Source organism: Enterococcus sp. AZ109, assembly GCF_051714625.1.
Classification (GTDB): domain Bacteria; phylum Bacillota; class Bacilli; order Lactobacillales; family Enterococcaceae; genus Enterococcus_A.
This window is the reverse complement of sequence record NZ_JBIOSF010000001.1, coordinates 1108096-1132071: the sequence shown is the minus strand read 5'-3', so window position 1 is coordinate 1132071 and position 23976 is coordinate 1108096. Positions and strand designations below refer to the sequence as shown.

At 41.3% G+C, this 23976-nt stretch carries 21 protein-coding genes; 11 read left to right on the top strand and 10 right to left on the bottom strand.

The annotated features are described in order from the left end of the window. Positions 1–15: 15 nt before the first annotated feature. From IGI42_RS05405 to IGI42_RS05385, 5 genes are read right to left on the bottom strand one after another with little or no spacing between them, the layout of a single operon-like run. Entirely contained in the window at positions 16–3573 is a 3558-nt protein-coding gene (locus IGI42_RS05405; RefSeq protein WP_438714797.1) for a WxL domain-containing protein, read from the bottom strand. Next, positions 3554–3868 (bottom strand): LPXTG cell wall anchor domain-containing protein, encoded by a 315-nt coding sequence (locus tag IGI42_RS05400; RefSeq protein WP_438714795.1) that lies wholly within the window; start codon positions 3866–3868, stop codon positions 3554–3556. The genes IGI42_RS05405 and IGI42_RS05400 overlap by 20 nt, the downstream gene beginning before the upstream one ends. Before the next feature lie 11 nt (positions 3869–3879). Continuing rightward, entirely contained in the window at positions 3880–4956 is a 1077-nt protein-coding gene (locus IGI42_RS05395) for a DUF916 and DUF3324 domain-containing protein (RefSeq protein WP_438714793.1), read from the bottom strand. A gap of 47 nt (positions 4957–5003) precedes the next feature. Next, entirely contained in the window at positions 5004–5711 is a 708-nt protein-coding gene (locus tag IGI42_RS05390) for a WxL domain-containing protein (protein WP_438714791.1), read from the bottom strand. Between the two features lie 20 nt (positions 5712–5731). Further along, entirely contained in the window at positions 5732–6436 is a 705-nt protein-coding gene (locus IGI42_RS05385; protein WP_438714789.1) for a WxL domain-containing protein, read from the bottom strand. A 783-nt stretch (positions 6437–7219) separates the two neighbouring features. On the opposite strand from IGI42_RS05385, the gene IGI42_RS05380 reads away from it, so the two are divergent. Then, on the top strand, positions 7220–9124 hold the full coding sequence (locus IGI42_RS05380) for an endonuclease MutS2 (RefSeq protein WP_438714787.1): 1905 nt from the start codon (positions 7220–7222) through the stop codon (positions 9122–9124). A 185-nt stretch (positions 9125–9309) separates the two neighbouring features. On the opposite strand, the gene IGI42_RS05375 is transcribed toward IGI42_RS05380, so the two are convergent. From IGI42_RS05375 to IGI42_RS05355, 5 genes are all read right to left on the bottom strand, one after another. Further along, on the bottom strand, positions 9310–9690 hold the full coding sequence (locus IGI42_RS05375; RefSeq protein WP_438714786.1) for a VOC family protein: 381 nt from the start codon (positions 9688–9690) through the stop codon (positions 9310–9312). A gap of 62 nt (positions 9691–9752) precedes the next feature. Beyond that, a complete protein-coding gene (locus IGI42_RS05370; protein ID WP_438714784.1) occupies positions 9753–10526 on the bottom strand; it encodes a DUF6597 domain-containing transcriptional factor in 774 nt (257 codons plus the stop codon). Further along, entirely contained in the window at positions 10519–10815 is a 297-nt protein-coding gene (locus IGI42_RS05365) for a hypothetical protein (RefSeq protein ID WP_438714782.1), read from the bottom strand. The genes IGI42_RS05370 and IGI42_RS05365 overlap by 8 nt, the downstream gene beginning before the upstream one ends. 92 nt (positions 10816–10907) lie before the next feature. Next, a complete protein-coding gene (locus IGI42_RS05360) occupies positions 10908–11312 on the bottom strand; it encodes a DUF2871 domain-containing protein (protein WP_438714780.1) in 405 nt (134 codons plus the stop codon). Positions 11313–11324: 12 nt separating this feature from the next. Next, positions 11325–11702, bottom strand: coding sequence for an HsmA family protein (locus IGI42_RS05355; protein ID WP_438714779.1), 378 nt, complete (start codon positions 11700–11702; stop codon positions 11325–11327). 165 nt (positions 11703–11867) lie between these two features. Between IGI42_RS05355 and IGI42_RS05350 the strand changes: the two genes are divergently transcribed. The 10 genes from IGI42_RS05350 (at position 11868) to IGI42_RS05305 (ending at position 23974) form a co-directional block, all read left to right on the top strand. Continuing rightward, entirely contained in the window at positions 11868–12140 is a 273-nt protein-coding gene (locus IGI42_RS05350) for a SemiSWEET family transporter (protein ID WP_438714777.1), read from the top strand. 437 nt (positions 12141–12577) lie between these two features. Continuing rightward, positions 12578–15352 (top strand): sigma 54-interacting transcriptional regulator, encoded by a 2775-nt coding sequence (locus IGI42_RS05345; protein WP_438714775.1) that lies wholly within the window; start codon positions 12578–12580, stop codon positions 15350–15352. Between the two features lie 198 nt (positions 15353–15550). After that, a complete protein-coding gene (locus tag IGI42_RS05340; protein ID WP_438717014.1) occupies positions 15551–16066 on the top strand; it encodes a PTS system mannose/fructose/N-acetylgalactosamine-transporter subunit IIB in 516 nt (171 codons plus the stop codon). A 50-nt stretch (positions 16067–16116) separates the two neighbouring features. After that, positions 16117–17091, top strand: coding sequence for a mannose/fructose/sorbose PTS transporter subunit IIA (locus tag IGI42_RS05335; RefSeq protein WP_438714774.1), 975 nt, complete (start codon positions 16117–16119; stop codon positions 17089–17091). A gap of 33 nt (positions 17092–17124) precedes the next feature. Next, positions 17125–17934 (top strand): PTS mannose/fructose/sorbose transporter subunit IIC, encoded by an 810-nt coding sequence (locus tag IGI42_RS05330; protein ID WP_207671958.1) that lies wholly within the window; start codon positions 17125–17127, stop codon positions 17932–17934. Between the two features lie 18 nt (positions 17935–17952). Continuing rightward, positions 17953–18864: a PTS system mannose/fructose/sorbose family transporter subunit IID gene (locus IGI42_RS05325; protein WP_438714771.1), complete on the top strand. Its 912-nt coding sequence runs from the start codon at positions 17953–17955 to the stop codon at positions 18862–18864. 106 nt (positions 18865–18970) lie between these two features. Next, positions 18971–19342, top strand: a complete 372-nt coding sequence (locus IGI42_RS05320) for a DUF956 family protein (protein WP_438714770.1) — start codon at positions 18971–18973, stop codon at positions 19340–19342. A gap of 277 nt (positions 19343–19619) precedes the next feature. Beyond that, complete coding sequence (locus IGI42_RS05315) at positions 19620–21383, top strand: PTS mannitol transporter subunit IICBA (protein ID WP_438714768.1); 1764 nt, start codon at positions 19620–19622, stop codon at positions 21381–21383. 82 nt (positions 21384–21465) lie between these two features. After that, positions 21466–23523 carry a BglG family transcription antiterminator gene (locus IGI42_RS05310; protein ID WP_438714766.1) on the top strand — a complete coding sequence of 686 codons (2058 nt, stop codon included), beginning with the start codon at positions 21466–21468 and terminating at the stop codon, positions 23521–23523. Positions 23524–23536: 13 nt separating this feature from the next. Then, the gene (locus tag IGI42_RS05305; RefSeq protein ID WP_438714764.1) at positions 23537–23974 is read left to right on the top strand and encodes a PTS sugar transporter subunit IIA; all 438 of its coding nucleotides are present in this window, start codon (positions 23537–23539) and stop codon (positions 23972–23974) included. The last annotated feature ends 2 nt before the right edge of the window (positions 23975–23976 follow it).

Sequence of the window (23976 nt, the reverse complement as noted above, 5' to 3'; positions counted from 1 at the left end):
CTTTTTTTGGTGGCGTTAATTTGCAGCACCTGCTTCTACAACCCAAGTTATCGTAGACTGATAAGTTTCGCCAACTAGACCCTGTCCACGGGGCACTCGAAGCTGTACTTGATTTTTCTTCCATACATAGGTTGATTCGTCTTTGGAATTCACACCAGCTCCTGTCAAAAGAGTAGTGGGATCAGCAGTCAACGGCATCGCTCCTTGAGCAACCAAGCCGGTAGGATCAACTGTTCCACTGCTATTACGGTTGTATGCTTCTCCTTGTGGAAGGATCAGATTAGCCCCAAGTAATTGGTCACCACTAGATTCAAAAGGGGTCGCAGAAACTTTCAAGTCCCATCCTGATTCATTGGATCGATTATCGGATATTTGTACCCATTGATCATCGGTTCCTTGAGCCGAATAGGTACGATCGGTCCATTGAACGATTCCGGTTCCAAAGTCAAAAACCGAAGGAACGTAATCTAAACGTAAATCAGTATTTTCACCAGTCCCTTGGTTTTCAGTGTCCTCTAAAAATTCATTGGAAGAAGGATCTCGTGGATTCACCAAGTTCGATAGAACAAAAAGATTTACAGATTTTACTAAGGGTTGAGACAATTGGTTTTCGGAAGTCACTGGTACGACTAGCTGAATGGAATACGGACCACCGACATTGTTAGGGATCGAGAGTGAATTTCCAATCGTAATCTCTGAGGTTAAATCAACCAGTTCTCCATTAATAATTGTTTGGGCAGTCGCATTTAACTGACCAAGTAAGTAAGCGGCGTACTCAGCTGATCCTACTTCAAATTCGGCAACATCACTGTAGCGTCGGGTCAGATTATTGGCTTGAATTGTGTTGATAGTATCAGCGCGGTGAACCACCAAAGTCACCTCGATCGGTTCTGAATCATTTTCCCGAGTATCATCAATAATGACTTGGTCTTGATACGTTTGCGTTTCCTCCCCTGAGCTGATTACCGCAGGTGCGCCAGATGCTATCGTATTGTCAGCAAACCTGTAATTAAAAGCAGCTTTATCAGTTTGTGTAGGGTTGGTATCCGAGACACTTTCGATAAACTCCGCTGCATTCGGGATCGTTGTACTTTCTGCTACATGAACCGTTCGGCCTGTCCCAGTAGGACTCGTCGCGTCTTCAACAGCGGTTTCTGCATATTTGACAGGGTCACGAACATAAGTGGCTCGGATCGTGTCACCGTAGTAAAAGGGTCTTGGTAAAGTTCCCTGCCATTGATAGGTTCCATCGCTTTGAATGACCGTTTGCTTTTGCTGGGCAGTCAAGGATGGATCATCAAAAGGTCCCCCAGATAGTTCCACTGGTTCACCTGGAGGCTGTGCATTCCCAGTAACGGTGTATTCAGTTTGTGTTTCATTCGTTAACAGATCAATCGACTCGATTTCTTGAACTAATGGTCGAATCAGCAAATGCTGAGCGGTCGAGGTGAAATCAGAGCTGAACCGGGCAACGACCCCGTTATCTTCAAAGGTAGCAGCGACCTGAGTTTGTCGACCCGTGACGACTGTTCCAGCATAAGTCAAAACAGTTTGATCCAATGGTCGGAAAAGCTCGCTAGGTGTGTCGCCAAATTGATTTTCTGTCCAGTAACCAATCTGGTGAGCGTAGTTTCCAGTTTGTGGAACACGAATGTTTCCAAATAGATAGATGAGCGGGTTTGCCGCCGGTTTCAAGAAACCTACATCAAAGGTTGCTTGATCAGCTAATTGAATAGAAGAAGGCGCAGTAGGCATGAAAATCAGTCCTGTTGTGGTACTGCTAGCACTTCTTAATTTAAAATCGGCGTCTGTCCCAATTCGAATGCTGCCTAATCCTGCGAAATAAATAGCATCACCACTCACGGTTCCAAATTCATTAGTGCCCACCGCTTCTGGCAATTGGCCTACAGTCAAATTAAAGTTGGCATTAGTACCTAAAACAATCGATCCGCCGCCAGCAAAATACATGGGGGATAGGAACAGACCACCACCACCTGTGTTTTCGGCAATATAGCCGTTAAAGGTGGCATTATCACCTAGCTCGAATAGCCCGTTTCCCAGCATGAATTGAATAAGTCCAGCATTGCGTCTGCGGGCAGCTCCGTTTTCCATAGTAACAGTGGCATTATCACCAAAATAGATGCTATTCGTTCGGCCTTGTAAAGAGGATGGACGATAATTGGCAGGCCAAGGTTGTGCCGTAATTCCTGCAACAATAGAAATATTTGAAGGGGAGTAATCTTGTGCGCCGCCCCAACCGTTAGGATTAAGCGGCTGTTCCAAATTGCTTAAAATAAGTTCCGTTTGTCCACCGTCTTCGATATAGAAATTCCCACCAGTGGCAATACTAAAGTTGCTGCCGTAGCGCCCATTATCCATTCGGATAGACGAACCGGTTTTTATGTAGACTTCACCCACTTCGATATTCGAACTACCGTTTCCACCGATAAAGCGTTGGTCAATAGTGACTGTCTGCTGATCAATTGGCGAGACATAACTTTCAGTATGGCTACTGGTCATTGAAGTATTGCCAGAAAGAATGATCTTCCCACGCGAGCCTTCAAAAGCCTGTGCCCCATACTGAATATAATTATGAACTGTGATGATTGGAAAGCCACTCACGTTATAAGTGTCAGCAAGACCCCAATCATTGGCGTTATAAATATTCACGTTTTGGAAGACCAAATCCCAATTAGCACCAGTAAATCGCATGGTCAAGTCACGAAAATCAATCGTGTGTCCGTTCCCTTCGACGACAAGTTTTTTGTCTGTGCGTGAGGTCGTGGCCAATTGAGCCCCATCAACAACAGTCGTTGCAGTGGACATCTGGAAATCCTGAGTAATAGTAATATATGTAATTTCTTGTGCATTGTTATTAGCGGTCGTTAGTGCCGAATTCCACTCATCCCGTGATCCAACCTCAAAGTAGTTGACATTTTCGAACTGATCTTGACTAACAGGTGCAACTGGCAAGGTTCTTTGAGTAGGTATTCCTAAATCTAAGGTTCCTTCAGCTAATGGGACTGCTTCTTGCATTGGTGGCTTGTTTTCAACTTCCGTTGTTGAACTTTCTACTTCTTCGTTAACGATCTTGATCAATTCGGCACTTGCTTGTCCAATGATTGAACCTTCAAGGTAAAGATTTCCAGATATTAAAGATGAAGAAGCTAGCTCATCAGTATTTACTGTCAAAATTAGCTCTAACTTTTCTTGAGCTGGAGATAAATCAACGGTAATTTTTTGATCTTCCTGAAGAATTGTCGAAGCCAGTTGCGGATGTTTGCTTTTCTCAAGAGAGAGCCCGCTTGGTAATTGGAGCTGTAATTTTTTGTCCTTTTTTGGTGGTGCCTCTGGGAGATTGTCAGTAAGAAGTTCTAATGATTGATAGTTTATGGTTAGCTTTACTTGCGTATCTTTTTGCTTAATTTGAGTGGTGCTCTCTCCGTTAAGCAAAAGAACTAGGGCATCTTCTGGCAGCGCGTTTTCACTGGCAAAAGAGAAGGCAGTTGGAGAAAACAAGAAGCTCAGAATCAATACCACGCTTATAAAGCCACTAATGGTTTTCTTTTTCATCCGTTTTCTCCTTCCTTCTTTTATAGATAATCAACAATATGAAACCAATCAGCACAATACCTAATGTAGTGAAAGCTTGTCTAATTTTTTCGCCAGTCTGGGGATAGCGTTTCCCTGCGGTGCCGCCGCCGACCGTGGACTCAACAGGTTGCTGTTGCGGATCATCTGCCCATTCGGAAAAGCGTATAGAAACTTCGGAGTCCGCATTAGAAACTGCTAATGCAGAAAGGGGGGCTAAAACAATGAAACATCCGAGCATAACTAAACAGTTAATCATCGTTGAAAAGTATTTCATTGCATTTCCTCCTAACTTTCTTCCTTTCTGGCTCCTTGTTTTTTCCGGAAAAGGACAACGATCAAAATAAGGATTAATAGCAGAATGATTCCGATCAAGATGTATATTAAATAATTAGGCTCAGGCTCGGGATCGTTGACAGCAGCTTGGTTGATCTGATTGGATTGTTCGCGTGTTATTGTGAAGTCCTCAGTCCATTCCCAAGTTTGTTCCTCCCACTTTGGATCAGTAGTGGTTGCCTGTAGGTGCAAAGTATAGTCCCCAGGCTCTAACTGACGTTCACCGAAGAAAAAAGGTACATTGTAATTTGAATTAGGGGCCATTACTCGATTTTCCAATGATTGATTCAATAATACTCGGTCGTTGCCTTGACGGGTAATCTCTCCGGTAAAAGCCAACTCGCTGAGAATCGCTGCCTGATCATTTTGTACCTTAGCATTAATTACTTTTTGATAATTATTTAATCCAGGTTCAACCGTTAAAAGATTCATATTCGGTGAAGCAACTTCTTCTTGAATCGTTAGTTTCACAGCCATGGCGTAGGCAAAGCGGTTGTCAATTACAACACCGCCTTCTTCTTGTTCGGGTGCTTGATTTTCAGCTGTTTGCTTTTCAAAATACCAAGAGCCTAAAACGACGCCATTTTTTGCATCCTGTGGAACGTTAATCCCCATAGAAACAACCTTTTTCTCTCCAGGAGCAAGCGTCACAGTATCGCCCTCCATCAACGAAGAGATCGCTGAAAAAGGCAATTCTAAACTTTCATCTTGTCGGTCTTCTGGCAAAGCCGCGGAATAGTTAATTTCTCCATTATCATTGGTAAAGGTGGTATAGTTTCCCATCTTGATAGTGTTCTCATCGGCGCTGTAATTAGTCAATTCAGCTTGAATGGTCACAGTATCACCAGGCTGAACTAATAAATCGTAGAAAGCGCTGTTTGCGTCAACTTGGGGAGCGTCTGGTTTTATTTTGGTGGCGCTAAACTCAGCCGCCTCGCCAGGATCGCTGTCTTGAGCGAAAGCGATCGAGGACGGCAAAGCCAGTAACATAAAAGTAAAGATGATAAAAAAATTTTTCAACTGTTTCACTTGATTCGTGTCCTTTCTAACAAAATCGTTGTTTCTGATGAAGGCTCTTAAGCCCCAGCACCGGCTGTTACTGTCCAAGTAATAGTCGAAGCGAAGGTACCGGTTGATCCGTCACCCTCTCCCACGATCAACTGTGCCCGTGGGGTGCGTTCTGCTAAAGCGCTAGTAGTGTTGGCTTTTCCGACTTGATTGCTGCCTATTGTCGTGGCTAAAACAGTTACCGTATTGGTGTTTCCAACGGGAATATCAGCGGCAGTCGAAACAATTGACCCGTTAGTGATTTCATTTTGCGGTCCGCCGGCATTGCCTTGAGCGTCTGTGGTATTACTATTGCGAATGACTCCTTGGGGCAAGGCTAAACGAGCTGGCAATGTAGTGTCGGCATTAGCAAAAGTTGTTCTAGATGCAGTCACTGCCCAACCGTCAACTGCAGCATTTCGATTATCCCGAACCTCAATATAGGTATTGTTTGGTTCGATATCATCATAAGTTACACCGGATTGGTTAACCTCATGTTCACCGAAATTAAAATAAGGAACTACTTTTAAAATTAGGGGACCGCGCTCTCCGGATTCAGTTACATCCTGATTAGGATTTTCCTGACTAGGATTATTAGGATCGCTGGGATTTCCCTCACCGGTACTAGGGTCAAAGGCAATTGTTGCGTTTGATGTTGCGGCTAAGGTAGTTGCAGTACCTGCAAGTAAAGTTGAAAATAATAATAAACCGGTAACTAATAGTTTTGTTTTTTTCATGATTGTTAATCTCCTTGTTTTTAGTTTGATGGACCTCCATCAGTCAAAATCCAATAAATTTTTGTTGAATAGTCTCCAGCTTGTACAGTATCTTTGGGAACGCTCAGCTTCACATCATGTGCTTGCCAAAAAATAGTTGAAGTTGCTTTGCCTACATTCTCACGATTAGGTGCACTGAAAATAGTCACTTCCTGATTTGTGATGGAAACTTCGGATGCGATTAAATTGTTTGCGTCACTCGCTGAACCAGCAGGATTGTTGGTATTTCTTGGCTTGCCTTTTGGCAGATAAAGCGTGGCTCCAGTTAACTCGTGATTTGTTTGTGCGTCATGCAAATAGTCGGATTGGCGAACTTTTAAAGACCAACCATTTACAGCTCGGTCTCGGTTATCGGTGACCTGCACATACTGGAGATGATTGTCGCTTGCTGTCGCTTGGTAAGTGTGAGCTGCATGGTACATTTTCTGTGTGCCAAAGTAAAATCCTCTGGGTACAACATCCAGTGAGAGGGGACCTTTTTCATTTGTGGGACGGTTGTATGGATCATTAGGTCGCGTTTCTTCAGGATTCAAGGGCTCTTTAGGTTCAGTTACCCGATTATTTTCATGCAACAAAACTTTTCCGTCAGAGTTTACTTGCGCAAAAACGAGGTCATTCACTGGAAGAAAAAGCAGTAAAACGACACAGTAAGTAAAAAGCGTAGCCGCAAGCAATCTTCTTTCCAAACCTCCACCTCCTTTGAACTGTTCCTGAGGGATTGCTAGTGATCAATTATAGTGTCAATTGAGTAATTGATTATTAACCTTAAGAACGTTTTTAAATAGAATATGTATCAAGCTAAAACAACTCTATTCACTGTAAACACTATCATGGATACGTTATTTACGCATTTTTTATGCTTTTAATAACCGGATATGAAACAGAAAAATAATAATTATGAAAATGCTTGTACAATTGATACAGCATGAGGAGTAATTAATATTAATTATTTTAAAAGGAGACTGTCGAAACGAACGTCAACTGGTTGTTTAAATCAGTATTTTCTCTTTTTTAAGCTGAATAATGATTGGGATGAACCGTCTAAATGCTAAGTGGGTTAGGTGAATAAAAAAGCTGAAGTGGCAGAATTTAAATGTAAGGGGAAGCAATTTCTCTAAGGAAGAAGTGTGTTAATTTGAGTGGACTGCTCTTTTTTGATCGTTATTAAATGTTTTATTGATTTGACAGGACAAAGGCCTCTTGGTATAGTGTTCTTGAGAATAAATCATCCACCTAGAATATATGAGGTAATTTTGTGAGTGTAATAGGTATCTAATTCAGTAAGTTGAATAGCCAATAAACGAGTAGGTTTATTTGGTGTGCTTATATGAGTGATACCTGTCGATAGATAGAATTTTGTATTCTAAGACGATAGTATGACTATCGTCTTTTTTGTGTTCTCTTTGCATTCTCTAGGTGGAGGATTTATTTGAGGACAGGTATCTCTTTTCAAGAAGGGAAAGAGAAGAATGAATAACGAAACAATCAATCATTTACAATTTAATCGAATTATTGAAGAAATCCAAAGCCGAGCCATCGGCAATTATAGTAAAGAGCGGATTGCAGAGATGAAGCCTCAAAGTAATTTAGCGACCGTGCGAGCTTGGCAAAAAGAAACGCAAGAAGCTCGACTTATTATTGACAGCAGCCAGCACGTTCCCTTTATGGGGCTAAGTCAGATCGACCATTTGATCAGCCAAGTGAAAAAGGGAATGCTGCTGACACCGCCTGAATTAATAGAGGCAGCTGATTTTCTGCGCAGCAGTCGCATGATCACCAAGTTTTTTGAAAAAAATCAGTACCAGACGCCTTTACTGTACAATTACGCCAAAGAATTACCCCAACTCTTAGCTGTGGAGGAAGAGATCTATCAAAAAATCCACAATCATAAAGTTAGCGACGATGCTTCCAAGAATTTGCGGCGAGTCCGCAAGCAAGTCAATGAAACTGAAAGAGAAATCCAAGACAAACTGCTGAAATTCTTGCGGCATCCTAACAATAAAACAATGCTGCAGGAAGCCTTAATTATTAAAAAAGGTGAACATTACACCGTACCGATCAAAGCTAGCTACAAAAACAAAATTGCCGGCACGATTGTCGAGCAGTCGGGCAACGGTCAGACCGCCTTTATTGAACCCAATACTGTTTCTAAATTGAATGAACGCCATGCCATGCTGAAGGCTGAAGAGGTAGCCGAAGAATATCAAGTATTGGCAGAGTTAACCGGTTTGTTAGCCGAAAACGAAAGCGTGATTGATTTTGCGATAGAGACCATTACCGCTTTTGATGTCATTTTTGCTCGGGCGAAATATAGTCGTGACCTAAATGGCGTCACACCAGATGTCAACAAATCAGAAGTGATTCAGATCAAAAAAGGCCGGCATCCCTTCTTACCTAAAGATGCGGTACCGCTGGATTTCAATCTTGGTGAAAAATATCGCGGCTTAGTTATTACTGGAGCAAATGCTGGCGGAAAAACGGTAGTATTGAAAACAGTGGGGTTGTTAACCTTGATGACCATGATCGGTTTACAGATACCCGCTCAGGCAGGAACAAAAATTGCCGTCTTGGATCATTTGTTCGTCGATATCGGCGATCAGCAGAATCTAGAAAACGCTCTAAGTACATTTTCTGGTCATATGCACAATATCGCCCAGATTTTAAATCAAGTGAAGCGCAATACGTTGATATTGTTAGATGAAATCGGCAGTGGAACCGAACCAAATGAAGGGGCTGCTTTAGCAGTTGCTATTATGGAAAGTATGTACGAAAACGGTGGATTAGTGGTAGCGACGACCCATTACGGAGAGATCAAACGTTTCGCTGAGATTCACGAAGATTTTGTGCCAGCTGCGATGGCTTTTGATCGGGACACGTTAACGCCAAAATATCTCTTGCAAGTCGGTGAAATTGGCGACAGTCAAGCTTTATGGATTGCGAAAAAAATGCACATGTCCAAGGGCTTAATTCAGCAAGCCCAGAAATATATTCATCAAAAGGACTACCGTACAAGTAAGCAAACCTTTGCCAAAACCGAGGAACCAAGTCTATTCAAAAAAGAGAAGGCGCTTATTCTCTTTCAAAAAGGGGATCGGGTACAATTAACCGAAACGGAAACGATCGGTCTGGTTTATCATGACGAAGGAGAAAGTCAACTTGCGGTACTCGTCAAGGATGAAATCAATAACGTGCCCCGTCAAAGAGTGAAATTATTGATGGCAGCTCAAGAACTCTATCCAGCCGATTACGATTTAGACAGCCTGTTTATCGACTATCACACCCGCAAGAAAAATCGTGACCTAGATCGCGGCTCTAAACAGGCCCAAAAGCAATTAGACAAAGAAATGCGCGAAAGACGGACGAATATGAAGTAAAATTTTTAAATGAAAAGAAGGACAAAAATCTGCAGGTAAAAATGCAGCCCTTGTCCTTCTTTGTTGATGTGTGTAAAAAGTAAAAGATTTTCAAAATTAGCAAACCTACTAAAACCATTATAAACGGTATACGGCTTCAAAAAAAAGCTTTGTCTTAATACTCTAAAGCGGAGTCCTTTATCCGGCTATTCGGCAAAAGTTAACACATAGCCTGTATTATCCACAATTGCAAATTCCTTTGTATCATAAAAAGTGGTGTGAAGATCAGCTGCTAAGGGAACCGCAGATTTTAGCGATTCATATAGTTCATCGAAGTTAGCAACCTTAATAAATAAACTGATAGAAGGTTTTGTAGCCGGAGTATTGAGCATCGGATATTCCTCAGTAAAGTTTTTCCGTTCTTGGAACATCAGGTTCAAGCCGTCCTTTTCGACAATCGCAAACTGCAAATAGCCATCTGCATGGGGAGCAGAGGTCAATAAGTTAAATCCTAGTTTTTCAGTATAAAATGCTAGTGTGTCCTCGATGCTTTCTACCATTAAATTGGCGGTTAATTGTTGGTACATAATGATTCCTCCCTTTTTCTTTAGTTTAAAAGAAGAGGAGAATCAACGATAGGAAAAAACCGTCACGCTCGATAATACTGAATCAATTCTTTTGGCGTGATGCCGATATTTCGTTTAAAGTCTTGGATAAAATGCGACTGGTCATAATAATAATTAATTGTAGAAGGTTCCGTTGATTGCAGGAGTTCTTTCAAGCCTGTTTGAAAACGTAAAATCGACAGAACTTTTTTAGGCGATAACGCATACTTTTCCTGGAATATCCGCTGACAACTACGCTCTTTCAGATCTAGTAATTCATACAAAGCGGCAGCTGTTTCGGGCAATTCTTCTATTAAAGTGTCAAAAAGTTGCGTATAATATTCTGCGTGCTTTTTCTCCAAAAGCTGGGTCCAATAATGAGTTAAATACTGCTTGGCTTCATCAAAAGGTAATTGGAAAAAGCACTGCTGATCAAAATCTGCGACTAAATCTTCAAAAGGTAAAAACTGATCCATTCCTTGATCTGCCGACAACTGAAACAATTGCTGAAAAGCACCGGGTTTAAAACGCAAGCCCATAAAGCGCTCAGTCGAAGGAATCGTAAAGTGGAAGTCTGTCTCCCGCATACCAGAAAAACCAATTTGTTGTTGGTCAAAGGCAACTACCAGATCGATACAGCCATCTGCAATGATAATATTCTCGATGTCATGTTTTTGGGTGGTTAAAGGTGTCATTTGCCAATAACAAATGACAAACTCCTGCAAGCCGGTATACTGTTCTTCATGATAGGAGACAAAACGTTGGAACTCTTTTGATAACAGGTAAGGAATTTGGATCGGATAATAAGCGTTACCCATCTTGCTTTGCCTGCCATTTCGCTAGTTTGGTTTCTAGCAGTACTTGTAATTCTTTCTCGTCAGTCCCTAACTTATGCAAAAAGGCAAAGGTAACCAGTAAGGTATCTACCAGTTCTTCCTTCACATCAGCTGTAGTTAAGTTCTTATACTCACTGCCAGGAGCATTTTGGCTAGCCAACAACGCTTGGGCGGCTTCTCCGACTTCTTCCATTAATTTGATCAACAGTTGTTGTTCGTTCTTTTTTTCTTTCTCCGCTGCTTGGAAAATAGCTGTCAGTAATTCCTGCATAGAGCATCCTCCTTCTAAAATTCTTTGATCTTATTATAGCTTATTTCAATAGAAAGAAAAAAACACCCTTCAAGCAACTGAAGAGCGAAATGTCAGGCTGATGGTAAAGATTTCAACAAGCAATGGAAGAAAAAGCCTAACCCGATTGTTAGTAAAATATGGCCCATTCCAGCAATTCCTGAAATCGCAGCAGAATCAGGATGACCAAGCACGGTTAAGGTGCCGTGAACTAAAAGCATAGCTAAGGTGATAATCAACCCTAAATTGAAGAACAGGAAAAACTTGTTAAAATGTTTTTGCTGACTAAGCGAAAAATTCTTTTCTAGCAGTAAAACCAGTAAAAAGAAGAGCATTCCTAGCACTAAGGTGTGAGTGTGTAAAACAGCTAATTGTGTTTTCCCGTTAAACCCAGTAAACTTAGTAAACTCTCGATAATAAACGCCAAAGACCAATCCAACAATCAGATAAACCAAACTGGTTCGAGCTAATTTTTGCATTTTATTCCTCCTTTAGTGTTTCATTCCGACGATCATTCCGACAATATAGGGCACAAGCCAAAAGAGCCAAACCACTAAGCTAAAGCGATGAAAGGTTTGCTTTGATTGAATGCTGCCCTTGAAATAAACGTAAATGCCCCAGATCAGATGAAAGGCCATTAAAAAAATAGCCAACATACCAGTAATTTGATGCAAAGTAATTCCTGTAACGGGTTCAGCTTTGGCGATGGCCGACATGATAGTAGTACCTGTGGTGTCAAAAATCAGTCCTAAGGCGAATAATCCTAGATGGTTCAATTTCAACTCTCCGGCACGCCGTTCAGCGAAAACGCCGAGAGTATAAAAGACTAAAGCTAAGGTAATAGTGACTATTGCTAATAGTAGTTGCATTGGTAGAAAGACCTCCGTTTCAGTGACAAAATGTCACTCTTTGCAATTAGTATAAACTAACGGTGACGAAATGTCACCAAATTTCTGCTAAAGGCTATTATCCCTTGATTTCATTGTGTCTATGCTATACTAAATGAGTAGAAAACTTCTCAAAGGAGGATGATCATGAGTAGTCAAAATGAGAAAGAACATAAAATTCAACAGCTGGGCAGAGCGGCTTCCGTTTTATCCGTGCTAATGTATGTCTCTTATATTCCTCAGATTATGAACAATCTTGAAGGAAACCAGGGCAGTCCAATCCAGCCGTTTGTAGCAATGATTAATTGTACGTGTTGGGTCATCTATGGAGCGATGAAAAAGCAAAAGGACTGGCCACTGGTGATTGCTAACTTGCCAGGTATTTTTCTAGGAGCTATGACCTTTTTTACAGCAATTTAGATCCGTTCTCAGCGGGTCTTTTTTTACGAAAATCTTTTCTTTCTAGAATCGTGAAAGATAATCTGAAAGTTGTGTTTCTTCTATTATAAATGTATAAAACAAACTGAAATTATTTGAACAGTTTGAAAGATGATAGTTAAGGTGGAATTGGAATTAACTATAATACACTAGCGTTTGTTGTCTGTTGTAATGTTTCAAAAAGCAAAGCATTTAAACAGAAAGAGATTGTTATTTATAATGGATGGAAAACGTTGAAAAAACCTAGTATAGGGCATCTAAAAAATCAAGTAGTGTTTGTTTAATATCTTACGAATACCTAAAAGTAAAGCGTAATCTTTTGTATTTATTCAAAATATAGTGTATCATTTCTTTAGAAAATAATTATCTTTGGGCTCTTTCCTTGGAAAAGGATACACTTAGAAAAAGCGGGTGGGGAAATGGAACGACGAATTGATCGAATCTACGAATATGTTTGTGACCATGCACATGTTACGACGAAAGAAGTTGCTGATGCTTTGCAGATCCAACGAACAAATGCGAGTAAAGATCTTAATTTGTTGGTAAAAGAAGGCGCATTGCAGAAGACTGATGGTCGTCCAGTCCGTTATTTTGCACAAGTCCAGCAATCCGGACTAGCGCAAGTGACGAAGGAAGCCTTTTCTGCAGACCAAGTGGAACGACCAGAAAAGCGGATTTTAGCTAAGCCGCAAGGCGATGTTTTTTCTCGGATAATCGGTTCTACAGGCAGTATGAAAAATGCTGTCGATCAAGCTAAAGCTGCAATTTTGTATCCGCCTCGGGGATTGAACTGCTTGATAACGGGGCCCACTGGTTCAGGAAAAACTTTTTTTGCCCATGCGATGTTTCAATTTGCTCAATCGCAACTAGTGATTGATCCAGAGCGGGAATTAGTGGTTTTCAATTGTGCCGACTATGCGAATAACCCTGAGTTGCTGATGAGTCACTTGTTTGGTTATGTCAAAGGTGCCTTTACTGGGGCCGATAGTGATAAAGAAGGACTCATCCAGCAAGCCGATGGTAGTATGCTGTTTTTGGATGAAATTCATCGCCTGCCACCAGAAGGACAAGAAATGATTTTTTATTTTATGGATCACGGCAGCTATAATCGTCTAGGGGAAACGGGGAAGAATCATACAGCAGACGTCCGAATTGTTGGCGCAACCACCGAAGATCCCCACTCTTCTTTGTTAGATACTTTTATCCGCCGCATTCCGATTAGTATTCAAATGCCGCCTTTTAATAGCCGCCCACCTGCTGAACAGATTGACTTAGTGCGAGTGATGGTGGCGATGGAAGCCAACCGTATTCAACGAAAGATTACCCTAGCCGAAGACGTAGTTAAAGCCTTACTTGGTAGTGTAACTTATGGAAATGTTGGTCAATTGAAATCCAATGTCCAACTGGTTTGTGCCCGTGGCTTTATGTTGCACATGAATCAAGACAAAATCAGTATTACCTTAAATGATTTAACCGATGGGATAAAATCAGGGTTGGTCCAATTGTCTGCGGACCGCTTGAAGACTACCGATATTTCGCCTTATTTGGAACCGAAAATGATTGTGACACCTAATGAAATTGACAATCTAATCCGAACCGATACGTACGAATTACCCTACAATCTATATGATATTATTGGCGACAAAGCCGCTTTGTTGAAAATGGAAGGTTTGGATCAGGAAACAATTAATCATTTTATTTCAACTGATATCAATATTCATTTGAAATCCTTTTATAAAGATCATGGCTTTACCTTTGATACTGAAACTCGCTTGGCCGAATTTGTCGATAAACGCGTAATTGAAACGAGCAATCGGATTGCTGCATTGGTTAGCGAACGGTTAAATACGTACTTTCAACAAAATTTTGTATATGCCATGAGCTTGCATATTTCCTCTTTTTTGAAAAAAATTCATGAAGGGGAAACCCGAGAAACCAACGCCAATATTCGTGAGATGGCAACCAATTATCCAAAAGAATTTCAGGTTGCGAAAGAAATTCGCAAGTTGGTCGAACAAGAATTTCAAGTAAAGATTCCAGAAAGTGAAGATTATTACTTAACGGTGCTCTTGGTTTCTTTAAGAGAAGATCAGCCAACCGGCAAGATCGGGGTGGTGGTTGCAGCTCATGGAAACAGCACCGCATCTTCAATGGCTCAAGTTGTTCGTGAATTATTAGATGTGACTAATTTGAAAGCCGTTGATATGCCTTTGGATATGCATCCGCGAACAGCCTTTGAAAAAATCCGTGAGGCAGTCTTACAGGTGGAAGAAGGCAGCGGGGTGCTGCTGATGGTGGATATGGGGTCTTTAGCTTCCTTTAACGATGAACTACAAAAAGACACTGGGATCGCAATCCGTACACTGGATATGGTAACTACCCCTCTTGTTGTTGAAGCCGCTCGTAAATCTAGTGTATTAGGTTCTGGTCTCGAAGAGCTATATGAGTCCTTGAAGGGTTTTCGAGGTTATGGCAAAGTTGCACCGATGGAAAATCCGAAGGTTGAAGGCAAACAAGCCATTTTAGCCATCTGTGCTTCTGGCGAAGGGACTGCACAGCGACTTAAAGAAATCATCGAATGGCCATTAAAGCAGCGTAAACTAGATCATATTGAAGTACTAACCTTGTCAGTAACTGAAATCAATCAAAAAATTCCTGAGTTCAAAAAAGACTATAAAATCATTGCTACCACTGGAATTATGGACCCGAAGATCGGCGTCCCCTATATTCCAATGGAAAAATTCATCAATCAACGAGCGGATCAGGTAATTGATGAATTACTGTTGGAAAATGATTTGGAAAATCAGCAAGAAGTAGAACTAACCCATGAGACTGCCAGAGCCTTGTGTATTACTTTTATGGAAGAAAGCTACACCTTCATTAATCCAAAGAAGATTATTGAACCTGTCTGGCGGTTAGCTGACTCAGTCATTGCTAATGACGGGCAATCAGCTGATTATGCTTTAATGGTGAACTTTGTCATGCATATGGCGGGGGCAATTGAGCGGGGCATTTTAAATCAACCACTGCATATTGATAAGGCAACCTTAACAGAGTATCAGCATGTCACGGACAATACCGTATTAAATCGAGGATTGAATGACCTAGAAAATCAATTAAAAGTCACTTTTCCGGCTTCTGAGCGATACTATATCTATCAATTGTTAAAGAACCATGAAGAATTAGTCCAATAACAATACACAAAAGACGATACAGTATACTGTATCGTTTTTTTGTGTATTGTTATTAACCATTGATTTAAAGCTTTTTTGCGCCTAGTGTATTTTGGCACGGCACTTGCTTATATATAGGTGAGTGCTTGTGTACTCAACGGTCCATTGGAATCTTTTAGAAGTAGGTTGAATCGAAAGATGGGGGTGACGCAAATGGTAATGGATATCCGGTTAGCTAGGATTGATGATCGTTTGATTCATGGCCAAGTAGCGACTGTTTGGTCAAAAGCTACGGGCGTAGAACGTATCCTCGTTGTCAGTGATGAAGTTGCGCATGATGAATTACGCAAGTTTCTATTGAAGCAAGCTGCTCCGCCAGGAATTAAATCAAACGTCATTACGAAGAAAAAGTTAGTTGAGATTTATCATGATCAGTTGTTTAATCAACTACGTGTCATGCTTTTGTTTGCCACTGCGCAAGATGTTTTAGAAGTTGTTGAGGCCGGTGTGGACTTGACCTCAATCAATATCGGGGGCATGCGTTTTATGGAAGGCAAGAAGATGGTGACAAACTTTATTTCTTTAGATGAAGAAGATGTGAACTGCTTTATGAAGCTTGCAGATCGCGGGATCGAATTGGAAACACGAAAAGTTCCAGCCGATCGAAAAAATGATTTGATTCAATTGATCCAAAAAGAAAAAATGGTACCACAAAATCCGGTTACAGGTTCTTAGAACTTATTTATATTATTTAGACTGTAACAATAATAGTAGGAGGTAAAAAGATGGTAGGAATTATCATTGCCAGTCATGGCGAATTCGCAAATGGCATCTTGCAATCTGGAGCGATGATCTTCGGAGAACAAGAAAACGTAAAAGCTGTTACGTTGATGCCAAGTGAAGGTCCAGATGACGTTAAGGCAAAAATGAAAGAAGCTATTGCATCTTTCGACGATCAAGATGAAGTGTTGTTCTTAGTCGATCTTTGGGGCGGTACACCATTCAACCAAGCCAATAGCTTGTTTGAAGAACACAAAGACAAATGGGCAATCGTTGCTGGGATGAACTTGCCGATGGTAATTGAAGCGTATGCTTCACGTTTCTCAATGAACACTGCACATGAAATTGCTGAGCATATCTTAGGTACAGCAAAAGAAGGCGTAAGGGTAAGACCTGAAGAGTTGGAACCTGCAGAAGCAGCAGCTCCTCAAGCAGCCGAACAAACGTCAAATGCTGGTACACCAGGAACATTCGAATATGTTTTAGCACGTATTGACTCTCGTTTGTTGCATGGTCAAGTAGCAACTGCTTGGACAAAAACGACAGGTCCAACACGGATCATCGTTGTTTCGGATACAGTAGCTGAAGACGAACTTCGTAAGAAATTAATTCAACAAGCTGCTCCTCCAGGTGTAAAGGCTCACGTAGTGCCAGTTGATCAAATGATCAAATTGGCAAAAGATGACCAACACTTTGGCGGCCAACGGGCACTATTGCTTTTTGAAAATCCTCAAGATGCACTTAGAGCAGTTGAAGGTGGCGTTCCATTGAAAACAATCAACGTTGGTTCAATGGCTCACTCACCAGGAAAAGTTCAACCAAATAAAGTATTGGCATTCAGTCAAGACGATTTAGATGCCTTTAAGAAACTTGCAGACCTTGGCTTGAGCTTTGACGTACGTAAAGTGCCAAATGATTCAAAAGGCGACATGAACGAAATCATGAGAAAAGCGCAAGATGAATTAAACAAACAAAAATAATTTGATTATCAGAGAAACGGAGGATTAATAATCATGGAATTAAACTTTATTCAAGTGATATTAGTCGTTATCGTCGCATTCTTAGCTGGTATGGAAGGTATTTTGGATGAATTCCATTTCCATCAACCAGTAATCGCTTGTACGTTAATCGGCTTGGTGACTGGCAACTTGATGCCATGTCTTATTCTAGGTGGTACGCTTCAAATGATCGCTCTTGGCTGGGCAAATATCGGTGCTGCTGTAGCGCCCGATGCTGCATTGGCTTCAGTTGCATCAGCAATTATCTTAGTGTTAGGTGGACAAGGTCAAGCTGGGGTTTCTTCAGCTATTGCAATCGCAGTGCCACTAGCAGTTGCAGGTCTACTATTAACAATCATTTGTCGTACGATTGCCACAGCGTTCGTTCATTTAATGGATGCAGCAGCAAGAGAAGGCAACATTAAAAAAGTTGAATTATGGCACATCGTTGCTATTGCTATGCAAGGGGTTCGTATTGCTATCCCTGCAGCTCTAATCTTAGCTATTGGTGAAGGTCCAGTACGTGGCTTGCTTGAATCAATGCCTGTTTGGTTAACAGACGGTTTAGCAATCGGCGGGGGAATGGTGGTAGCCGTTGGTTACGCAATGGTTATCAACATGATGGCTACTAAAGAAGTATGGCCATTCTTCGCAATTGGTTTCGTATTGGCAACAATTTCACAAATTACTCTTATTGGTCTAGGTGCAATCGGTGTATCTCTTGCTCTTATCTACTTGGCGCTTTCTAAACAAGGCGGCGGTTCAGGTAACGGCGGCGGTTCTAACACTGGTGACCCACTAGGCGACATTATTGATAACTATTAAGAAAGGAGCTAACACGAAATGGCAGAGCAATTGAAATTATCGAAAAAAGATCGTATTTCCGTTTGGTGGCGTTCGACATTTATTCAAGGTTCTTGGAACTATGAACGTATGCAAAATGGTGGTTGGGCATTCTCAATGATCCCAGCGATCAAGAAATTATATACTACTAAAGAAGACCGTGCCGCAGCATTGACACGTCACTTAGAATTCTTTAATACACACCCATATGTAGCTTCACCAATTATCGGTGTAACATTAGCATTGGAAGAAGAGCGTGCAAATGGCGCTCCTGTAGATGATGTAGCAATTCAAGGGGTTAAGGTTGGTATGATGGGACCTTTAGCCGGTATCGGGGATCCAGTTTTCTGGTTCACTGTTAAACCGATCCTTGGTGCGTTAGCTGCTTCTCTAGCAATGGCTGGGAACATTCTTGGACCAATCATTTACTTCGTAGCTTGGAATGCTATCCGTATGGCATTCATGTGGTATACGCAAGAATTCGGCTACAAAGCTGGTTCTAAAATCACAGATGACTTGTCTGGTGGATTACTGCAAGATATCACTAAAGGGGCATCCATTTTAGGGATGTTCATCTTGGGATCACTGGTTAACCGTTGGGTATCTGTTGGATTTGCACCAGTTGTCTCAAGAGTTCAACTTGACGATGGTGCGTTCATCGATTGGAACAGCCTGCCTGCTGGAGCTGAAGGAATTAAATCAGCTTTGGAACAACAAGCAGCTGGTCTTTCATTAAGCGATATTCAAGTAACAACTTTACAAGACAACTTAGACAGCTTAATTCCAGGATTAGCTGGTTTAGGTTTAACTCTTCTATGTATGTGGTTGCTTAAGAAAAAAGTTTCTCCAATCATTATCATTCTTGGTTTGTTCGTAGTGGGTATTGTTGCTCACTTAGTTGGATTGATGTAAGAAAAATTGAGCCTGGGCAGCAATGCCTAGGCTTTTTATGTTTTTGCTTAAACTAGGAAAAACCAGTATAATAGCTATGGAAATAAAAGGAGATGGAGTAAAAAGAATGGTTCAATCAATCAACAGCAAAGTTGACTTAGTCATGAATGCCACGTCGCACATGGGGCTTACCGATTATGGAAAAATTATGATCGGCGATAAAGGCTTCGAATTTTTCAATGACCGTGACGCTCATAAATTTATTCAAATTCCTTGGGAAGAAGTTGATCAAGTGATTGCTTCGGTCATTTTCAAAGGAAAATGGATTCCACGGTATGCGATTCGAACTAAGAAAAACGGGACCTTTACTTTTTCTTCAAAGGAACCTAAAAAAGTGCTGCGAGCAATCCGTGAATACGTCGATCCAAACAACATGGTGCAATCATTGAGCTTTCTCGATGTAGTGAAACGTGGAATTAAATCAACTTTCAAACGGTAAACTGGCTGGTAGCGGCCAGTTTTTTCTTTGGATAAAATAGCATACATAATCAAGCTAATATAATAGAAGAAAAAATGTCGCCTTAGGAAAACCCAGGCGGCTTTTTCATTTTTATAGGAAACGTTTCCCGTCTGTCAAAAATCTTGCCCTGCAATCTTGGCACAAAGTTTTGTGCCAAAGCCCTAATTACTATTTCTTGAAAGCACTTACTGGTACAGGCTACAATATACATGTAAACGAAATCATTCAATTTATTCATTCAAAGGAGGAAATAAACATGGAGAACACAGAGCAGAAAAGTGGGCTGAAGGCGAAGGTTCAACGTCTGGGTAGTTACCTTTCCGGTATGGTTATGCCCAACATCGGAGCCTTTATTGCATGGGGAGTTATCACAGCATTATTTATTGAAACAGGTTGGATGCCAAATGAACAGTTAGCAACGATCGGAGGACCGATGTTGACTTACTTATTGCCACTATTAATTGCTTACACTGGTGGTAGCGTAGTACACGGTCAACGAGGAGCGGTAGTTGGGGCAATCGCAACGATGGGTGTTATTGTCGGATCTGGTATACCGATGTTTATCGGTGCCATGATTATGGGACCATTAGGTGGCTGGTGTATCAAGAAATTTGATGACATTTTCCAAGACAAGATCAAAGCTGGCTTTGAGATGTTAGTCAACAACTTCTCTGCAGGACTAATTGGTTTCGCATTAGCAATTCTTGCATTTTATGCAATTGGTCCAGTCGTAGAAGCACTGACTGAAATGATGGCAGCAGGCGTAGAAGCTATCATTAATATGCGTTTATTGCCATTAGCAAACATTCTAATTGAACCGGCGAAAATTCTATTCCTTAATAACGCAATCAACCATGGTATTTTAACACCGCTAGGAGCCGATCAAGCAGCCGAAGCTGGGAAATCAATTTTATTCCTATTAGAAGCAAACCCTGGACCTGGTTTAGGTGTCTTGCTAGCCTTCACGATCTTTGGAAAAGGTTCAGCGAAATCTTCTGCACCAGGTGCGATTATTATTCAATTCTTGGGTGGTATTCACGAAATTTACTTCCCATATGTTATGATGAAACCTTTGTTGTTCTTAGCAGTAATGGCCGGCGGGGTTGCCGGAACATTTACTTTCCAATTGTTCGGTGCTGGTTTACAGGCAGCAGCTTCACCAGGCTCGATCATTGCAATCTTAGCAATGACACCTAGAGGCGGTTACCTAGCCAACATCGCTGGTATCATTGTGGGAACCATCGTATCCTTCTTAGTAGCTATGGTAATTATCAAGTCGGACAAGAGCGAAGAAGACGACTTGGCAGCAACCCAAGCAGCTGTTCAAAGCTCAAAAGCCCAAAGTAAAGGCGGAGCAACTGCTGTTCAAAACGCTAATCAAGAAATGTTTGGTAACGTAAACAAAATCATCTTTGCTTGTGATGCCGGAATGGGCTCAAGTGCCATGGGTGCTTCGGTTCTACGGGACAAAGTGAAAAAAGCGGGGATTGATATCCCGGTTACGAACTCAGCAATTAACAATTTATCCGATGATCCAAATGCCTTAATCGTCACTCAAGAAGAATTGTACGATCGGGCAAGTCAAAAAGCGCCAAGTGCCACTTATGTTCAAGTTGAAAACTTCATGAATTCACCACGCTACGATGAAATCGTCGAACGCTTGGGTGCAGCTCCAGCTGCTACTGATGATGGAAAAAAGTTGAGTGATGATGTTGTTGAAGGGATTGCCGATTATGACAGAGTAGACCACATCATCTTTGCATATGTAGAAGGAAAAGGTTCAGCTAATATGGGTGCAACTATTATGAAGAAGATTTTGAAAGAGAAAAATATTGCTCTTCCCGTAACAGTTGTTAAAGTAAGTGAACTGAAAGATGCACCTTCAGCAATGATCGTAACCATCAAAGGTGAAACGGTGAAAGCAGAACAACAAGCACCAAGTGCCGTTCATGTACCCGTTGTTGACATGGTTACTTCAGAAAAATATGACAAAATTGTCGCTCAGTTAAAAAATAAGTAGTCTTTTTTGCAGAATCGTATTACCCTTAAAGCAGTGAGTTTCTTCACTGCTTTTACCCGTTATGATTTTGGAGGAGGTACTAGTGTATTTTTCGGTTCGAGAAAAAAAGATTTTAGCGCTTTTGATAGCGTATCCAGATGGTGTCTTGCTGGAGCAGCTGCAAGAAGAGCTGAACGTCAGCAAACGGACAATTTACCGTGAAGTTGCCAGTATTGAAAAAACCATCAAGCCATTAGATGTTCAAATTATCAAACCCCGTGGCGCCGGCTATCGTCTGGTAGGGGAGAGTATTAACCTAGATAAATTAAAAGCACAGTTAGAAGAAAATAAAGAAGAGTTGTTTACTGATAATGTCCAAAGGCAAGGAGCCATTGTTACTACCTTGTTGATGGTTGACGAGGAAGAGACCATTGAAGGACTGTCGATTGATTTTCAAGTGAGCCCTTCGACAATTGTCTCAGACTTGCAGGCAATTGAGCAGAGTTTAGAAGACTATCGGCTCCAGTTGCTGCGACTAAGAGGTCGAGGGATAAAAATTGCCGGTCGGGAAAAAGAAAAGCGTCAAATTTTAGGCAACTTGATCTTCAACGGCGTGAATGAATACGAGTTTTTCCAATTCATCGATCACCTAGAAGCAGCGTCTTCTGAGGAAACGACCGATAATTTTTTCTTGAAGCAACTGACACCTCAGAGCTTATACTTAGCCAGAGACATTCTTTACCATATTCCTCAATATTCGGTAAAAGAAGTCACCGACAACCAGTTACAGCGAATTTTGATTCTGTTGGCATTATCTATCGACCGTATCCAGCAAAAAAAGTACGTGGAAGAAGAGCAAGACAGTAGTCCCAAACCAGAAAGCATGCAGATTGCCAGCCAGATTATGATCAAAGTAGCAACAGCGGCTAGGGAGTCAATTCCAGCGCAAGAGGTTCGTTTTTTTGCTTATCAGCTGGAAGGGATCAATTATAAAAAGCCGCAAAATATCTTTATTGATCATTTTGATGTGGAGCTTTCTTATCAAATCAAAGAGCTGATTCGCATGGTTTCGGAAAACAGCGGACTAGAATTTCGGAAAGATGAGCAGCTGTTTAATGATCTACTGACCCATATGTCAGCCGCTTTAAAGCGTAGCTTAACCGTTTTACCTAACATGGTAAATCCGCTTTTGCAAAAGATTCAAGAGAAATACCATACCTTAACCGATGCAGTTGTTAATGGCTTGGCTGAAGTGTTCCCAGATTACCAGTTTACCCATGATGAGCTAGGATATGTGGTGATCCATTTTGCTACTTCATTGGAGCGTCATCCTTCGGGCAAAGGACTATTCGTATTAGTTCTGTGTTCCAGTGGCATTGGCACAGCACGTATTTTGGAAAGCCGGATCAAGAAATATATGCCAGAGATTCAGCAGATTCAAGTGGCGAAAATTTCGGAAATGAATCGGTTGAACTTTAAGCAATATGACTTGATTTTAGCTACACTATTTTTGCCGGAGTTCACCTTGCCATACAAGGTGATTTCACCGCTACTGCTAGATGAAGAAATTCAAGAGCTGCGGGCGTACATTCATGACCTGCGACCTGAGACAGAAAAAATGGTTAAGGAAGAACCGCTTCAAGAACCAAGCGATACCTTCGACAATCTTTATGAAACGATGCGGACAGCTAATCACCTGCTCAATCAGTTGGAGGTCAAGCCCTTTGCTGCCGAAGAGACGGTGGAATTAACGCTTGAAAAGATTGTCAACGAGCTGGAAGGGACCATTGTTTCCAATGCAGAATATGTCACGCAAAAAGTGATTGATCGGTACATTGTGGCACCAATTGGCGTTCCCAATACGAATTTTGCGTTGTTTCACAGTGCCAATAAATGTGTAATGGAACCCTTTTTCGCTATTTATGATTTAGACAAGGCCTTTCCAATTTTAGGTATGGACAAAAAGAGCATTAAGTTGACGAGAATTTTATTGTTGTTAGCTCCTGATCCCATGAAGGAAGCGCAGCAAGGACTTCTAGGAAAAATCAGCAGTTCGGTGATCGAAAGTGATTTGAATACCGAGATTTATAAGTTCGGCAATCATGAGCTTGTCTATCAATTGTTGAGTTCATTATTTATCAAGGAAATAAAAGAAAGCTAAGGAGGAATTAGAAATGGATTTACAACCAGAAATGATTTTATTAGATCAGTCATTTACCGACAAAGAAGAGGCGATTCGTGCATGTGGACGCTTATTGGTGGACAGCGGCTGTGTTGAAGAAGACTATATTGAAGCAATGATCGAGCGCAATAATCTAGTGTCAACGTATATGGGCAACTTTATCGCGATCCCTCATGGTACGGACGAAGCTAAACGTTTTGTGAAGAAAAGCGGCATTTCGATTGTTCAAGTACCAGAAGGGGTCCAATTCGGCAATGATGATACTGAAGATGTAGCGATGGTACTTTTTGGTATCGCAGGTGTAGAAAACGAGCACTTGGATTTACTACAAAAAATCGCAATCTTCTGTTCAGAGGTTGAAAATGTAGTAAAATTAGCGGATGCGAAGACCAAAGAAGAAATGATTAAGTATTTGCAGGAGGTAGAATAACG

Bases quoted from the DNA above. Each gene is read 5' to 3' on its own strand.
- IGI42_RS05405 (WP_438714797.1), bottom strand. From the start codon at position 3,573: ATGAAAAAGAAAACCATTAGTGGCTTTATAAGCGTGGTATTGATTCTG.
- IGI42_RS05400 (WP_438714795.1), bottom strand. From the start codon at position 3,868: ATGAAATACTTTTCAACGATGATTAACTGTTTAGTTATGCTCGGATGT.
- IGI42_RS05390 (WP_438714791.1), bottom strand. From the start codon at position 5,711: ATGAAAAAAACAAAACTATTAGTTACCGGTTTATTATTATTTTCAACT.
- IGI42_RS05380 (WP_438714787.1), top strand. From the start codon at position 7,220: ATGAATAACGAAACAATCAATCATTTACAATTTAATCGAATTATTGAA.
- IGI42_RS05375 (WP_438714786.1), bottom strand. From the start codon at position 9,690: ATGTACCAACAATTAACCGCCAATTTAATGGTAGAAAGCATCGAGGAC.
- IGI42_RS05370 (WP_438714784.1), bottom strand. From the start codon at position 10,526: ATGGGTAACGCTTATTATCCGATCCAAATTCCTTACCTGTTATCAAAA.
- IGI42_RS05365 (WP_438714782.1), bottom strand. From the start codon at position 10,815: ATGCAGGAATTACTGACAGCTATTTTCCAAGCAGCGGAGAAAGAAAAA.
- IGI42_RS05360 (WP_438714780.1), bottom strand. From the start codon at position 11,312: ATGCAAAAATTAGCTCGAACCAGTTTGGTTTATCTGATTGTTGGATTG.
- IGI42_RS05355 (WP_438714779.1), bottom strand. From the start codon at position 11,702: ATGCAACTACTATTAGCAATAGTCACTATTACCTTAGCTTTAGTCTTT.
- IGI42_RS05350 (WP_438714777.1), top strand. From the start codon at position 11,868: ATGAGTAGTCAAAATGAGAAAGAACATAAAATTCAACAGCTGGGCAGA.
- IGI42_RS05345 (WP_438714775.1), top strand. From the start codon at position 12,578: ATGGAACGACGAATTGATCGAATCTACGAATATGTTTGTGACCATGCA.
- IGI42_RS05340 (WP_438717014.1), top strand. From the start codon at position 15,551: ATGGATATCCGGTTAGCTAGGATTGATGATCGTTTGATTCATGGCCAA.
- IGI42_RS05335 (WP_438714774.1), top strand. From the start codon at position 16,117: ATGGTAGGAATTATCATTGCCAGTCATGGCGAATTCGCAAATGGCATC.
- IGI42_RS05330 (WP_207671958.1), top strand. From the start codon at position 17,125: ATGGAATTAAACTTTATTCAAGTGATATTAGTCGTTATCGTCGCATTC.
- IGI42_RS05325 (WP_438714771.1), top strand. From the start codon at position 17,953: ATGGCAGAGCAATTGAAATTATCGAAAAAAGATCGTATTTCCGTTTGG.
- IGI42_RS05320 (WP_438714770.1), top strand. From the start codon at position 18,971: ATGGTTCAATCAATCAACAGCAAAGTTGACTTAGTCATGAATGCCACG.
- IGI42_RS05315 (WP_438714768.1), top strand. From the start codon at position 19,620: ATGGAGAACACAGAGCAGAAAAGTGGGCTGAAGGCGAAGGTTCAACGT.
- IGI42_RS05305 (WP_438714764.1), top strand. From the start codon at position 23,537: ATGGATTTACAACCAGAAATGATTTTATTAGATCAGTCATTTACCGAC.